Origin of the sequence: Variovorax sp. J2L1-78 (genome assembly GCF_030317205.1) — a bacterium.
Classification (GTDB): Bacteria; Pseudomonadota; Gammaproteobacteria; order Burkholderiales; family Burkholderiaceae_C; genus Variovorax; species Variovorax arabinosiphilus.
In genome coordinates, this window is sequence record NZ_JASZYB010000002.1 from 437,137 (window position 1) to 450,638 (window position 13,502).

Genomic DNA, 13,502 nt, shown 5'->3' on the forward strand with positions numbered 1-13,502 from the left:
CCGTTTACTTTAACTTTACGGAGCATTCAAGCCGCCTTGGCGGCGCCGACCCATCATGGCTGCAATGAGCACCCCCCAGATCCTGATGATCGAAGACGACGCCCGCCTCGCCCAGATGGTGAGCGAGTACCTGACGAAGTCGGGTTTCGGCGTGGCGCACGCGGCCGACGGCCAGACCGGCCTGGAGCAGCTGCAGCAGCACGCGCCCGACCTGGTCATCCTCGACCTGATGCTGCCGGACATCGATGGCCTCGAAGTCTGCCGCCGCATCCGGTCGCTGCCCGGCGCGCTGGCGAAGGTGTCGATCCTCATGCTCACGGCCAAGGGCGACCCGATGGACCGCATCATCGGCCTGGAGATCGGCGCCGACGACTACCTGCCCAAGCCCTTCGAGCCGCGCGAGCTGCTGGCGCGCATCCGCGCCGTGCTGCGCCGCCGCGGCGACAACACCAGCGAGGCGGCGGCCGCGACGATGATGCGTTTCGGCACGCTGGAGATCGACCGCAACGCGCGCACCGTCACCGTCGGCGGCGCGCTGGCCGACCTCACCTCCTACCAGTTCGACCTGCTGGTCGCCATGGCCGAGCGCGCCGGCCGCGTGCTCACGCGCGACCAGATCATGGAAGCCGTGCGCGGCCGCGAGCTCGAGGCCTTCGACCGCTCGATCGACGTGCACATGGGGCGCATCCGCGCCGCCATCGAGGCCGACGCCAAGAACCCCAAGCGCATCCTCACCGTGCGCGGCGTGGGCTACGTCTTCGCCAAGCAGCAGGACTGACGCCGCCGATGATCCAGCTCTTCACGCGCCACCTCTACGTCCGCATCTGGCTGGCCGTGCTGGCCGGCGTGGCCGTGGTCACCTTCGCGGCCGGCTGGGCGTGGCAGATGGCCGACGAGCAGCGCTCGGCGCCGCTGCCGCGCGAGGTGGTGCTGCGCGACACGCAGGACCGCGTGATCGGCACCGGCACCTCGCTGCGCACCAGCCGGCCAGGCGAGGCGCTGGAATTCACCATCTCGCTGAAGGACGGCCAGGTGTTCCAGATGCAGTTCGGCCCGCGCCAGGACCGCCAGGGCGGCCCGCCGCCGTGGGTGCGTCCGCAGACCGGCTTCTTCTGGCTGCTGGGCCTGGTCGGGCTGGCGACGGCCATCGGCCTCTTCCCGATCGTGCGGCGCCTGACGCAGCGCCTGGAAACCCTGCAGCGTGGCGTGCAGCGCTGGGGTGATGGCGACCTGTCGGCCCGCGTGCCCGAAGACGGGCAGGACGAGGTGGCCGACCTGTCGATCCGCTTCAATTCCGCGGCGGCCCGCGTCGAAACGCTGGTGCGCTCGCACAAGTCGCTGCTGGCCAACGCCTCGCACGAACTGCGCTCCCCGCTCACCCGCATCCGCATGGGGCTGGAGCTGATGGGCGAACGGCCGAGCCCGTCCGCACGCGACGAGATCTCGCGCAACATCGGCGAACTCGACCAGCTCATCGACGAGATCCTGCTGTCGAGCCGGCTCGACGCCAGCGAGGCCGACCTGGGCACGATCGAGACGGTCGACCTGATCGGCCTGGCCGCCGAGGAGAGCGCGCGTGTCGACGCCGAACTCGACCTGGTCGAGGGCACCGACAGCGCCACGCTGCAGGTGCAGGGCGTATCGCGCCTGCTGCGCCGCGCCATCCGCAATCTGCTGGAGAACGCGCGGCGCTACGGGGCGGGCACGATCGAACTGCGCCTGGAATCCGACGGGCGCTGGGCGCGCGTGCGCGTCGACGACCGCGGCCCGGGCGTGCCGCCCGCCCTGCGCGAGCGCATCTTCGAACCGTTCTACCGCCTGCCCGGCGCGAGCGAGCGCGAAGGCGGTGTGGGCCTGGGCCTGGCGCTGGTGAAATCGATCGCCGAGCGGCACGGCGGCAGCGTGCGCTGCGAAGAACGGCCCGGCGGCGGGGCGAGCTTCGTGCTCGAGCTGCCGCGGACTTGAATGCCGAGTGCGGCAGGCGCCGCAGATGGCCCCTGGGCGCGGGCTAAGATCGATGCCCCAACGATCTGGCCCGACACGCATCGGGCACGCACTGCGGCATGTCCTTGCCCTCGTCCCCACCCTTGATGACCTCCGCGCCCGCCCGATGGGTGGAAACCGCCCGCGATGCGCTGCTTGTCTCCGGGCGCTGGTTCGCGGTCTTGAGTCTTTTCGCCGTCTCCCTCAACAAGCCGGCGACCAACATCCTCCTCGCCCTGAGCCTGGTCTGCGCGTTGCTCGGCAGCCAGACGCGCGCGCGCTGGATGGCCTCGGCGCGGCACCCGGTCGTCATCGGCGCGCTGGCGTGGTGGGGCGTGATGGTGCTCAGCGGCCTGCACGCCTGGGCCGCAGGCCATGCGAGCCAGCTCACCGGCTCGCCGGTCTGGGCGCTGTGGTATCCGCTCATCCTCGGCACGTTGCTCACCGACACGGCATGGCGCCGGCGCGGTCTGATCGCCTTCGCTGTGGCGGTGGGCGGGGTGCTGCTGATCTCGTGCGGCCAGTTCCTCGGCCTCTTCCCGCAGCGCGAGGTGGCCCTGGCGCTGCCCGCCATGCGCAACACGGTCTTCAAGGAATACACGCAGCAGGGCCTGACCTTCCTCATGCTGGCGTCGATGGCCGTGGCCGTCGCCCTGGTCGCACAGCGGCCGAAGCAACGGATGCTCGCCTGTGCGCTGGCGCTGCTGACGCTCGTCAACGTGGTGTTCATCCTGAAGAGCCGCACCACCTACATCACACTGGTGCCGCTGATCGTCTACTGGGCGTGGCGCCTGTTCGGGCGGCGAGGCGCCGGGTGGCGCGCTGTCGCGGCAACGGGCGGGTTGTTGCTGGCCATCGCCGCGCTCTCGTGGGCGGTGCAGCCGGTACGCGAACGGTTGCTGCAGTCCGTCACCCAGGAAATCACGCGCTATGCCACGCAACGTGAACCGACCTCGATGGGCATCCGGCTGGAGCTGTGGCGTCGCACCCTGCCACTCATCGAGGACGCGCCGGTTTTCGGCCATGGCCTGGGCCAGTGGCAGCCGCTCTACCGCGCAGCCATCGAGAACCTGCCGCAGTTCGACGCGTTCCTGATGGGCCATCCGCACCAGGAGATGCTGCTGATCTGGACCGAGCAGGGTACCGTGGGCCTGCTGGCCTACCTGGCGTTGCTGGTGGCGCTGGCGCGCTACATCCGACGGCTGGATGCACCCTACCGCGACATCTACGCCGGCATCCTCCTGATCTACGTCACGGCCGGGCTTGCCAACGGGCTCTGGGCCGATTTCTCGCACCGGCACGTCTTCATCCTGTTGCTTGCCTGCATTCCTCTCGCATCGACGAAGAAACAGCCCGTGCTCCCCGCGCGCGTCGACCCATGAGTGTTGAAACAGACCTCGTCACCGTCGTCTGCGTGACCTACAAGAGCCATGCACTCATCGAGCATCTGGCCTCGGTGCTGGCGCCGTTCCAACATGTGGTGGTCGTCGACAATGCCAGCGGCGACGGCACGGTCGACGCCGTGCGGCAACACCTGCCGCGCGCCACGCTGGTCGAACGCGCAAAGAACGGCGGCTTCGGCACCGGCAACAACGACGCGATGCGCCATGTGCGCACGCCCTACGCCCTGCTGCTCAATCCCGACTGTTCGCTGGACGTGCCCGACCTGCTCACGCTGCTCGCCACGCTGCAGCGCTACCCCACGGCCGGCGTGGTCGCGCCACAGAGCTGGCTGGCCGACGGCAGCGCGCAGATGTGCTTTCGCCAGGCGTTCTACGAGCCGCGGCTGCGCTCGCCCTACCGCGTGCCGGACGGCACCTGTTCGGCCAAGTGGCTGCATGGCTGCTGCCTGCTGGTGCGCACGGAGGCCTACAACGCGATCGGTGGCTTCGACGAGCGCTTCTTCCTCTACTACGAAGACGACGACCTGTGCCTGCGGCTTCGCCAGGCCGGCTTCGACTGCCTGTTCGAGCCGGCGGCCAATGCGCAGCACATCGGCGGCGCCTCGTCCACGCCCAGCTGGAAGACCAGTTTTCGGAAGCACTACCACTACGCGCGCTCCCGGCACCTGGCGATCCGCAAGTACCTCGGCGTCGGCGCCGCCTGGCGCTACCTGCTCAAGACGATGGTGGGCGGACCGCCGGCAGCCGTGCTCTACGGCCTGCTGCTGCAGCCGAAGCACGCGTTGAAGTGGGCGGCCTGGAGCTGTTCGGCCTGGGCTTCGGCCTTCGCGCCGTCGGGCCGCAAGTAGCCGACGGCGTCGTTCAGCGGCCTTCGGTCTGGGTCAGCTGGTCGCGGTCGAAGCGCATCGCGGCGTAGCGGAAGAAGCTCTCCAGCGACACGAAGACGCAGTACAGGAAGCCCGCCGCGCCGCACAGGAAGCCCAGGTGCAGCACGTAGAGCCGCACGAACATCGACAGCCCCGAGGCCAGGCCGCGCAGTACGCCACCGCGTTTGCCGCGCTGCGCACGCTTGGCGGCGCCCAGCATCGTGTACTGGGTGAGCTTGACGAGACTGCTGCGCACCGTCTCGCGCGAATGGTGCAGCAACGGACTGCGGAACACATGGCGCGGCAATCCAGGCTCGCTGAGCTTCGCCTCTTCATGCACCACGCCTTCGTAACCCAGCAGCGTCGAGCGCCTGAACAACCGCTCCGGCTTGGCCTGGGAGCGGAAGTACTTGAGCTCCTGACCGAAGGCGACCAGCCGCCAGCGCACGCACCACACACCGAGCGCGCCCGAGGCGACAACGGCCTGCAGTTCGGCTTGCAGCGCGGGTGTGATCGTTTCGTCGGCATCGAGAAAGAAGAGGTAGTCGCCCGTCGCGTGCGCGAGCAGCCGCGTGCGCTGCACGCCGAAGCCCTGCCAGTCGGGGTAGGCCACGACGGTGGCGCCGGCCGCCTGGGCGCACGCCACCGTGTCGTCGGTGCTGCCGCTGTCGATCACCAGCAGCTGGTCGGCGAAGGCGGCGCTGCGCAGGCAGGCCTCGATGCGGTGCGCCTCGTTCTTGGCGAGGACGCCGATGGTCAGCGTGGGACGGGCGCCGGCCGCTTCGGACACGCGCGCGGGCTCAATGGCCGTGGCCGACGGTTTCGCCGGCCTTGAGCCGGTACACCGTGCCGCAGTACGGGCACTTGGCCTCGCCGCTGCGGGCCACGTCGAGGTAGACCTTCGGGTGGCTGTTCCAGAGCTTCATGTCCGCCTTGGGGCTGGGGCAGAACACGCCGCCCTGGGCGTTCAGGTCGGTGGCGAGCAATTCGACGGCTGCTTGGGTGGTGGCCATGATCAGACTTTGGTGAGCCAGTGGGCGTACTTGGGATTCTTGCCGTTCACGATGTCGAAGAACGCTGCCTGGATCTTCTCGGTGACCGGGCCGCGCGAGCCGCCGTCGCCGCGGTTGCCGATCTCGACGCGGTCGAGCTCGCGGATGGGCGTCACTTCGGCGGCGGTGCCCGTGAAGAAGGCTTCGTCGGCGATGTAGACCTCGTCGCGCGTGATGCGCTTCTGCACGAGTTCGAGCCCCAGGTCCTTGCAGATGTGCAGGATGGTGTTGCGGGTGATGCCGTTGAGGGCGCCGGCCGACAGGTCGGGCGTGTAGACCACGCCGTCCTTCACCACGAACACGTTCTCGCCGGCGCCTTCGGAGACGAAGCCGCTCGCGTCGAGCAGCAGCGCCTCGTCGTAGCCGTCGTCCAGCGCTTCCATGTTGGCGAGGATCGAGTTGCTGTAGTTGCTGACCGCCTTGGCCTGCGTCATCGTGATGTTGACGTGGTGGCGCGTGTAGCTGGAGGTCTTCACGCGGATGCCGCGCTTCATGCCCTCTTCGCCGAGGTAGGCGCCCCAGGCCCAGGCCGCCACCATGGCGTGGATCTTGTTGCCGCGCGGGTTGACGCCCAGCTTTTCGGAGCCGATCCACACCAGCGGACGCAGGTAGCAGCTCTCGAGCTTGTTCTCGCGCACGACCTGCTTCTGCGCCTCGTTGAGCTCTTCCCGGGTGAAGGGCAGCGTCATGCGCAGGATCTTCGCGCTGTTGAAGAGGCGGTCGGTGTGCTCCTGCAGGCGGAAGATCGCGGTGCCGTCGACCGTCTTGTACGCCCGCACGCCCTCGAAGGCGCCGCAGCCGTAATGCAGGGTATGGCTCAGGACGTGGATCTTGGCATCGCGCCATTCGACCAGCTGGCCGTCCATCCAGATCTTGCCGTCGCGGTCGTCCAGCGAGGGGGGGAGCACGCTCATGTTGTTTGTCCTTCGGGGGAAAAGGCACCTCCGGAGGGAGATGTCGCAAAAGCTTTCGATTTTACGGCGGCGGGCGCGGCCGGGTTCCCGCGACAATGGCCGGCTTTGCCAATCCGTCCGTAAAGGGATTTCGTGTCCGTATTCAAGAACGTCATCGTCTACCGCATCGAAGGCGGCTGGTCCGCCTCGCTGACCGAGGCCGAAGCCGCGCTCGACAAGTTCCGTTTCGTGCCCTGCACCCCCTCGCAGGAGAAGTCCACCGGCTGGACCGAGCCGCGCGGGCAGGACCACGGCCCGCTGGTCGAATCCGTCGGCGGCCAGTGGGTGCTCGAATTCATGATCGAGGCCAAGACGCTGCCCGGCTCCGTGGTGCGCCGCAAGGTCGACGAGCGCTGCGCACAGATCGAAGCCGCCACCGGCCGCAAGCCGGGCAAGAAGGAAAAGCGCGACCTGAAGGAAGACATCACGCAGGAACTGCTGCCGATGGCCTTCACCCGGCATGCGCGCGTGGCCGTGTGGATCGACCCCAAGGAACACCGCCTGGTGATCAATGCCAGCAACGCGGCGCGCGCCGACGAGGTGGTGACCAGCCTGGTGAAATCGTTCGAGGGCTTCGCCGTGACGCAGGTCAACACCCACATCGAGCCGGCCACCGCCATGTCGGGCTGGCTGTCGAGCCAGGAACCGCCGGCCGGCTTCACCATCGATCGCGAGTGCGAGCTGAAGGCCACCGACGAATCGAAGTCGGTGGTGCGCTACGCCAAGCACCCGCTCGACATCGAGGAAGTCAAACAGCACATCGCCGCCGGCAAGCGCCCGACGCGCCTGGCCATGACCTGGGAAGACCGCGTGTCCTTCGAGCTGAGCGAAACGATGCAGCTGCGCAAGATCGTGTTCCTCGAAGGCACCGACGATGCAAAGGACGGCAAGAAGGAAGACAACTTCGACGCCGATGTGGCGATCGCCACCGGTGAGCTCGGCGAGCTGATGCCGGCACTGCTCGATGCACTGGGTGGCGAGGCCGCCTTCACGGCGGCGGTGGCCGAGCCGGCCCCACCTGCCGCAGCCGTGGCCTCGGCGACCGCCGAGGCCGAAGAAGACGCGCCGTTCTAGGCCGCAGGCGGCGTGCCGCCTTCCTGCGGTGCGTCAGCTGCGGCATCGGCTTCCGCCGGTGGCCGCGTCATCGTCCAGCTCTGAAGCTTGCCGTTGAGAAACACGGCCTCGACGTACGACATGCCGCCATCGGTCCAGCGGTAGGTCTCGGGCTGCTGGTCCTTCGGCGTCTTGAGTTCACCCAGCGAGCGCGTCATGGCCACGACATGCAGCAGCGTCACGTTCGGCTTGAGCTTGGCGTTGAGCATCACCGCGCTCGCCACGTAGCCGATCGGCCGTTCGGCCGCGCGCTTGAGCACCTGCATCGTGCGGGTGAAGTGCAGCAGCAGGAACATCACGATGCCGGTGCAAGCCACGGCGACCCCGCTCCAGCCGAAGCTGCGGTACGACAGGCCGAGCAGCAGCAGGCCGGTCAGCGGGACGAAGACTTTCTGAAAATTCATGGGCCGCATTGTCGCCGCGACGGCCGACCGCTTAGTCCAGCCGGCGCACGATGTCCAGGGCCTCTTCCACGCGCTCGACGGCATGGATGGTCAGCCCCTCGATCTCCTTGCTGCCCTTCTTCGGCGCATTGGCCTTGGGCACGACGGCCACGCTGAAGCCGAGCTTGGCAGCCTCCTTCAGCCGTTCCTGCCCGCGCGGCGCGGGCCGCACCTCGCCGGCCAGGCCGACTTCGCCGAAGGCGATGAAGCCCTTGGGCAAGGGCTTGCCGCGCAGGCTCGAGGTGATCGACAGCATCACCGCCAGGTCAGCCGCGGGTTCGGTGATGCGCACGCCGCCCACCGCATTGACGAACACGTCCTGGTCCATGCAGGCCACGCCGGCGTGCCGGTGCAGCACCGCCAGCAGCATCGCGAGCCGGTCGCGGTCGAGGCCGACCGACAGGCGCCGCGGACTCGGGCCGCCGTTGTCGACCAGCGCCTGGATCTCCACCAGCATCGGCCGCGTGCCTTCGAGCGTGACCATGACCACGCTGCCGGGCACCGGCTCGGTGTGCTGGCTCAGGAAGATCGCGCTGGGGTTGCTCACGCCCTTCAAGCCGCGCTCGGTCATGGCGAACACGCCGATCTCGTTGACCGCGCCGAAGCGGTTCTTGATCGCGCGCACCAGGCGGAAGCTCGAGTGCGTGTCGCCCTCGAAGTACAGCACCGTGTCGACCATGTGCTCGAGCACGCGCGGGCCGGCCAGCGCGCCTTCCTTCGTGACGTGGCCGACCAGCACGATCGCCGTGCCGCTCGCCTTGGCGAAGCGTGTGAGGTGCGCCGCGCATTCGCGCACCTGCGCGACCGAACCGGGCGCCGACGTGAGCTGGTCCGAATACACCGTCTGGATCGAGTCGATGACCGCGATGGCCGGCCGGTGCGCGTCGAGCGTGGCGATGATCTTCTCGAGCTGGATCTCGGGCAGCACCTGCACCTGCGAGCGTTCCAGGCCGAGCCGGCGTGAACGCAGCGCGACCTGCGCGCCGCTCTCCTCGCCCGACACGTAGAGCGCGTTCTGCCCCTGGCGCTGCAGCGCGTCGACCGCCTGCAGCAGCAGCGTCGACTTGCCGATGCCCGGGTCGCCGCCGATCAGCGTCACGCCGCCGGGCACGATGCCGCCGCCCAGCACGCGGTCGAGCTCGTCGATGCCGGTGGGCGTGCGGTCGACGTCGCTCGCCTCGATCTCCGACAGCACCGCCAGGTCGGCCGTGCCACCGAGTGCGGCGAACTGCGTGCCGAAGCGGTTGTTGGCGGCGCCGCCCGCGGGGGGCGCCACCTGTTCGACGAGCGTGTTCCAGGCACCGCAGCTCGGGCACTTGCCCAGCCATTTGGCACTGGTGCCGCCGCATTCGGTACAGACGTAGTTGGTTTTTTCCTTGGCCATCGCACGAGTGTAGGGAGCGGCGCGGCCCGCGTTGAATAATCGGCGCTCCAACCGAACAAACGGAGACCGCCGTGCCCCATCTCGTGATCCTCTGCACGCCCAACGTGGCCGCAGACACCGACATGAACGCCCTGTGCCGCACGCTGTGCAACACCCTGCTCGCCCAGCGCGACGACGACGGCAAGCAGGTCTTTCCGACCGGCGGCACGCGCGTACTGGCCTACCCGGCCGCGCACTACGCGGTGGCCGACGGCTCCGGCGACCATGGCTTCGTCTACCTGAACCTGCGCATGGCGGCCGGGCGATCGGACGCCACCAAGCAGCGCATCGGCGACGCCGTACTGGCTGCGGCCAAGGCGCATTTCGACCCCGTCTTCGAACGCCGGCACTTCGGCCTCACGCTGCAGATCGACGAGAACCCCGGCATGGTCTACGACGGCCGGAACAACAACCTCATGCCTCTCTTCCCAACCTGAATCCCCGCCTGAAAACGCCATGCACACACCACTCAACACCTTCAAGAAAGCCATGCAGGACGGCCCCGCCCAGATCGGCCTGTGGGTCGGCCTGGCCGACGGCTATGCCGCCGAGATCCTGGCCGGCGTTGGCTACGACTGGCTGCTGATCGACGGCGAGCACGCGCCCAACGACGTGCGCTCGGTGCTCGCGCAGCTGCAGGCCATCTCGAGCGCCTGGGCCGCGCTGCCGCACCGCACGCAACCGGTGGTGCGCCTGCCGGTCGGCGAGACTGCGCTGATCAAGCAGTACCTCGACATCGGCGCGCAGACGCTGCTGATTCCGATGGTCGACACCGCAGAGCAGGCCGCGCAACTGGCGCAGGCGATGCGCTACCCGCCCGAGGGCATCCGCGGCATGGGCAGCGCGCTGGCGCGGGCCTCGCGCTGGCAGGCGCACCCCAACTACATCCACGAGGCCAACGCGCAGGCCTGCCTGCTGGTGCAGGCCGAGACGGTGGAGGCGATGAAGAACCTCGACGCCATCGCTGCCACGCCGGGCGTCGACGGCGTCTTCATCGGCCCGGCCGACCTGTCGGCGTCGATGGGCTTCCCGGGCCAGCCGAACCACCCGGAGGTGCAGGCCGCCATCGCCGACGGCGTGGCGCGCATCCTGAAGGCCGGCAAGGCGCCGGGCATCCTGGCGACGACCGAGGAGCAGGCGCGCAAGTGGCTGGCGGCGGGGGCGCGCTTCGTGGCGGTGGGCGTCGACACCGTGGTGCTGACGTCGGCGGCCAAGGCGCTGCTGGCACGCTACAAACAAGGCACGGGCACGCCGACGGTGAGCGGCTACTGAAAAAAAGCCCCCCGGACGTGGCGTAAACGCGGGGGTGCCGAAGTCCTTCCTGCTGGAAAAATACGCGGTTCAGCGCGCCGGGAGTTGCGGCGTGCCGCGAACGATTCATCCATCGGAGACAGACCTCATGCACATCACCCGCCGCCACCTGCTGCAAACCACGGGCGCCTCGGCCCTGCTGGCCGGCATCGGCCAGCAGGCCTTCGCCCAGGCCCAGCTCGAGACCACCACCATCGTCACCGGCTTCGCGGCCGGCGGCACGTCCGACACCATCTGCCGCCGCCTGGCGCAGAAGATCAGCCCCGAGTTCGCCAAGGCCGCCGTGGTCGAGAACCGCACCGGCGCGGGCGGCCAGATCGCCATCGGCTACATCAAGGGCCGTCCGGCCGACGGCTCGGCGATCCTGCAGACGCCGACGTCGATGCTCACCATCTACCCGCACATCTACAAGAAGCTGCCGTACGACCCGCAGACCGACCTGACGCCGGTGTCGCTGGGCTGCGTGTTCGACTTCGGCTTCGCGGTCGGCCCGTCGGTGCCGGCCAGCGTGAAGAACGTGCCCGAGTTCCTGGCCTGGGCCAAGGCCAACCCGGCCGGCGCGAACTTCGGTTCGCCGGCCGCCGGCTCGACGCCGCACTTCATCGGCGCGCTGCTCGGCAAGAGCGGCGGCGTGGAGCTCAAGCACGCGGCGTACCGCGGCACACAACCGGCCATGCTCGACCTGCTGGGCGGCAACATCTCGGCGGTATCGGGCCCAATCGGCGACATCACGCAGCATCTGCCCAGCGGCAAGGTGCGCATCCTGGGGGTGTCGGGCGCCAAGCGCAGCCGCTTCGCGCCAGACGTGCCGACCTATGGTGAGCAAGGCATCGCGAACATGGCGCACAGCGAGTGGTTCGCCTTCTTCCTGCCGGCCAAGGCCTCGCCCGAGCTGGTGGCGCGCCTGAACGCGGCCATGAAGAACGCGCTGGCCTCCAAGGACGTGGTCGACGGCCTCGGCACCTTCGGCCTCGAAGCCATGTCGTCGACGCCGACCGAGCTGGCCGACCTCATCAAGAAGGACACGGCCAAGTGGGGCCCGATCGTCAAGGAAGTCGGCTTCACCGCCGAAGGCTGAGAACGTGCGGATGAACCTGCTGCGCGCCCCGATCTCGCATCTGCGGTCCTCACCGCACGCGAGTGCGGCTCCGGTCCTCGACGCAAGCTCGGGGCGCTCGCGACGGTTCCTCCACACGTTCTGAGTGCGCTGTGCATCTGGCACCATCGCGACCATGAACATCTGCATCTACGGCGCCGGCGCGATCGGCGGATGGATCGGCGCTGCCTTCGCGCAGGCCGACCAGCAACTGAACGTGGTGGCCCGCGGTGCCACGCTCGACGCCTTGCGGCGCGACGGCCTGGTGCTGATGCGTGGCGAGCAGCGCACGCAAGTGCCGGTGAATGCGGTGGACGACCCGGCCGCGCTCGGCGTGCAGGACGTGGTCGTCATCGCCGTGAAGGCGCCGTCACTGGCGGCCGTGGCCGCGCGCATCGCACCGCTGATCGGCCCCGACACGCTCGTGCTCACGGCCATGAACGGCGTGCCGTGGTGGTTTCTCGACGGCGGCTTCGGCGGCGCGCTGGCCGGCACGCGCCTGCAGGCGATCGACCCCGACGGCGCGATCGCGGCGGCCATCCCGGCGCGGCACGTGGTCGGCGGCGTGGTGCATGCGAGCTGCGCACTCGACGCGCCGGGCGTGGTGCGCCACCACTTCGGCAATGGGCTGATCGTGGGCACGCCCTCCGGCGAGGCGAGCGAGCGCGTGAACGCGCTGGTCGCGCTGCTGGTGCGCGGCGGCATCGAGGCGCGCGTCTCGCCGCAGATCCAGAAGGACGTCTGGTACAAGCTCTGGGGCAACATGACGGTCAACCCGATCAGTGCGCTGACGGGCGTCACGACTGACCGGATCCTGGCCGACGACGAGGTGCGCGGCTTCATCTCGGCGGTGATGCTCGAGGCCAAGGAGATCGGCGCGCGCATCGGCATCCCGATCGCCGAAATGCCAGAAGACCGCCATGCGGTGACGCGCAAGCTCGGTGCCTTCAAGACCTCAATGCTGCAGGATGTGGAAGCCGGCCGGCCGGTCGAACTCGATGCCTTGGTGACCGTGGTGCACGAACTCGGCCAGCGCACCGGCGTGCCGACACCCTTTACCGCCGCCCTGCTGGGGCTGGCCCGTCTGCGCACGCGCCAGCTCGGGCTGTACTGAACGGTTGCGCTGCTAACGGTGCAGCAGCACCCGCACCGCCTGCGGCAGCGAGTTCACCTGCGGCATGAAGCGATCGATGACAGCGCCGAGCAGCACGGCGCACAGCAGCGCACCCAACAGGGGCTTCCAGGTGAGCTTGACTGCGACGGTGAGCCAGCCTTCGCGCGCCACGCGCACGGCGGCGCGCGCCGACACATACGAGAACGCGATCTCGACCGCCACGGCGAGCAATGCGTCCCACCCGAAGTAGAGCAACGCCAGGGCACCTGCCCCTGTCACGAGCGCGATGCCGACCAGGAAGATGGCGACCACCGGCACCACGATGACGGCGCCCTCGTCGGCACCGGCGGCCGCTTCGAGCGCGCCACCGGCGAGGTCGCCGATCGCCGAGGCATCGCTTGTCTCGACATGCGCCGAATGGTTCGACGTGAGGTCGAGCACATCAGGGATGTCGGGGTCGATCTCCGTGCGCCCCTCGACCAGCCGCTGCGCCCACCAGCGCAGCAGACCCAGGTAGCCGAGGTACCCGACGCCGAGCGTGACGGCGTAGCGCAGCGCCAGCGAGTCGTTGCCGGCCATCATCTGCAGCGCCGACACGGCCCACATCAGCAGCAGCGTGCAAGTGCCCAGCAGCAACCCGTGCGTGCGCAGGCTGTGGCGCCGGTGCAGGTCGCGCTCGAAGGCGCTTTCCCAGAGCCGCACCGAGCGCCAGTTGGAAAGAACCTTCATGGGTGCAGTGCAGCGT

The 13,502-nt window shown here is 69.0% G+C and carries 15 protein-coding genes; 9 read left to right on the forward strand and 6 right to left on the reverse strand.

The annotated features are described in order from the left end of the window. The first annotated feature begins 55 nt into the window (after window positions 1-55). The 4 genes from QTH86_RS15990 to QTH86_RS16005 all read left to right on the forward strand — a co-directional run bounded on the left by QTH86_RS15990 (window position 56) and on the right by QTH86_RS16005 (window position 4,234). A complete protein-coding gene (locus tag QTH86_RS15990; RefSeq protein ID WP_286647186.1) occupies window positions 56-778 on the forward strand; it encodes a response regulator in 723 nt (240 codons plus the stop codon). Between the two features lie 8 nt (window positions 779-786). After that, on the forward strand, window positions 787-1,965 hold the full coding sequence (locus QTH86_RS15995) for an ATP-binding protein (RefSeq protein WP_286647187.1): 1,179 nt from the start codon (window positions 787-789) through the stop codon (window positions 1,963-1,965). 125 nt (window positions 1,966-2,090) lie between these two features. Next, window positions 2,091-3,365, forward strand: coding sequence for an O-antigen ligase family protein (locus QTH86_RS16000; RefSeq protein ID WP_286647188.1), 1,275 nt, complete (start codon window positions 2,091-2,093; stop codon window positions 3,363-3,365). Then, entirely contained in the window at window positions 3,362-4,234 is an 873-nt protein-coding gene (locus tag QTH86_RS16005) for a glycosyltransferase family 2 protein (protein ID WP_286647189.1), read from the forward strand. The genes QTH86_RS16000 and QTH86_RS16005 overlap by 4 nt, the downstream gene beginning before the upstream one ends. Window positions 4,235-4,247: 13 nt before the next feature. Here QTH86_RS16005 and QTH86_RS16010 read toward each other — a convergent pair whose 3' ends face one another. Genes QTH86_RS16010 through QTH86_RS16020 form a run of 3 tightly spaced genes read right to left on the reverse strand, consistent with a single transcriptional unit; the run spans window position 4,248 to window position 6,218 of the window. Then, window positions 4,248-5,042: a glycosyltransferase family 2 protein gene (locus QTH86_RS16010; protein WP_286647190.1), complete on the reverse strand. Its 795-nt coding sequence runs from the start codon at window positions 5,040-5,042 to the stop codon at window positions 4,248-4,250. A gap of 10 nt (window positions 5,043-5,052) precedes the next feature. Beyond that, window positions 5,053-5,265, reverse strand: a complete 213-nt coding sequence (locus tag QTH86_RS16015; protein ID WP_286647191.1) for a zinc-finger domain-containing protein — start codon at window positions 5,263-5,265, stop codon at window positions 5,053-5,055. Between the two features lie 2 nt (window positions 5,266-5,267). After that, a complete protein-coding gene (locus QTH86_RS16020) occupies window positions 5,268-6,218 on the reverse strand; it encodes a branched-chain amino acid transaminase (RefSeq protein ID WP_286647192.1) in 951 nt (316 codons plus the stop codon). A 132-nt stretch (window positions 6,219-6,350) separates the two neighbouring features. Between QTH86_RS16020 and QTH86_RS16025 the strand changes: the two genes are divergently transcribed. Next, window positions 6,351-7,331, forward strand: a complete 981-nt coding sequence (locus QTH86_RS16025; protein WP_286647193.1) for a recombination-associated protein RdgC — start codon at window positions 6,351-6,353, stop codon at window positions 7,329-7,331. Here QTH86_RS16025 and QTH86_RS16030 read toward each other — a convergent pair. Together QTH86_RS16030 and radA are read right to left on the reverse strand one after the other, a co-directional pair. Continuing rightward, window positions 7,328-7,783: a glycerate kinase gene (locus QTH86_RS16030; protein ID WP_286647194.1), complete on the reverse strand. Its 456-nt coding sequence runs from the start codon at window positions 7,781-7,783 to the stop codon at window positions 7,328-7,330. The two genes, QTH86_RS16025 and QTH86_RS16030, sit on opposite strands and share 4 nt — an antisense overlap. 22 nt (window positions 7,784-7,805) lie before the next feature. Beyond that, window positions 7,806-9,197, reverse strand: a complete 1,392-nt coding sequence (radA, locus tag QTH86_RS16035; RefSeq protein WP_286647195.1) for a DNA repair protein RadA — start codon at window positions 9,195-9,197, stop codon at window positions 7,806-7,808. A gap of 71 nt (window positions 9,198-9,268) precedes the next feature. Here radA and QTH86_RS16040 point away from each other — a divergent pair, with 71 nt between their 5' ends. The 4 genes from QTH86_RS16040 to QTH86_RS16055 all read left to right on the forward strand — a co-directional run bounded on the left by QTH86_RS16040 (window position 9,269) and on the right by QTH86_RS16055 (window position 12,757). Continuing rightward, window positions 9,269-9,673, forward strand: a complete 405-nt coding sequence (locus QTH86_RS16040) for a 5-carboxymethyl-2-hydroxymuconate Delta-isomerase (RefSeq protein WP_286647196.1) — start codon at window positions 9,269-9,271, stop codon at window positions 9,671-9,673. A 19-nt stretch (window positions 9,674-9,692) separates the two neighbouring features. Continuing rightward, complete coding sequence (gene hpaI, locus QTH86_RS16045) at window positions 9,693-10,508, forward strand: 4-hydroxy-2-oxoheptanedioate aldolase (RefSeq protein WP_286647197.1); 816 nt, start codon at window positions 9,693-9,695, stop codon at window positions 10,506-10,508. A 127-nt stretch (window positions 10,509-10,635) separates the two neighbouring features. Next, window positions 10,636-11,625, forward strand: a complete 990-nt coding sequence (locus QTH86_RS16050; RefSeq protein WP_286647198.1) for a Bug family tripartite tricarboxylate transporter substrate binding protein — start codon at window positions 10,636-10,638, stop codon at window positions 11,623-11,625. Between the two features lie 154 nt (window positions 11,626-11,779). Continuing rightward, on the forward strand, window positions 11,780-12,757 hold the full coding sequence (locus QTH86_RS16055) for a 2-dehydropantoate 2-reductase (RefSeq protein ID WP_286647199.1): 978 nt from the start codon (window positions 11,780-11,782) through the stop codon (window positions 12,755-12,757). A 12-nt stretch (window positions 12,758-12,769) separates the two neighbouring features. On the opposite strand, the gene QTH86_RS16060 is transcribed toward QTH86_RS16055, so the two are convergent. After that, window positions 12,770-13,486 (reverse strand): hypothetical protein, encoded by a 717-nt coding sequence (locus QTH86_RS16060; protein ID WP_286647200.1) that lies wholly within the window; start codon window positions 13,484-13,486, stop codon window positions 12,770-12,772. Window positions 13,487-13,502 lie beyond the last annotated feature (16 nt).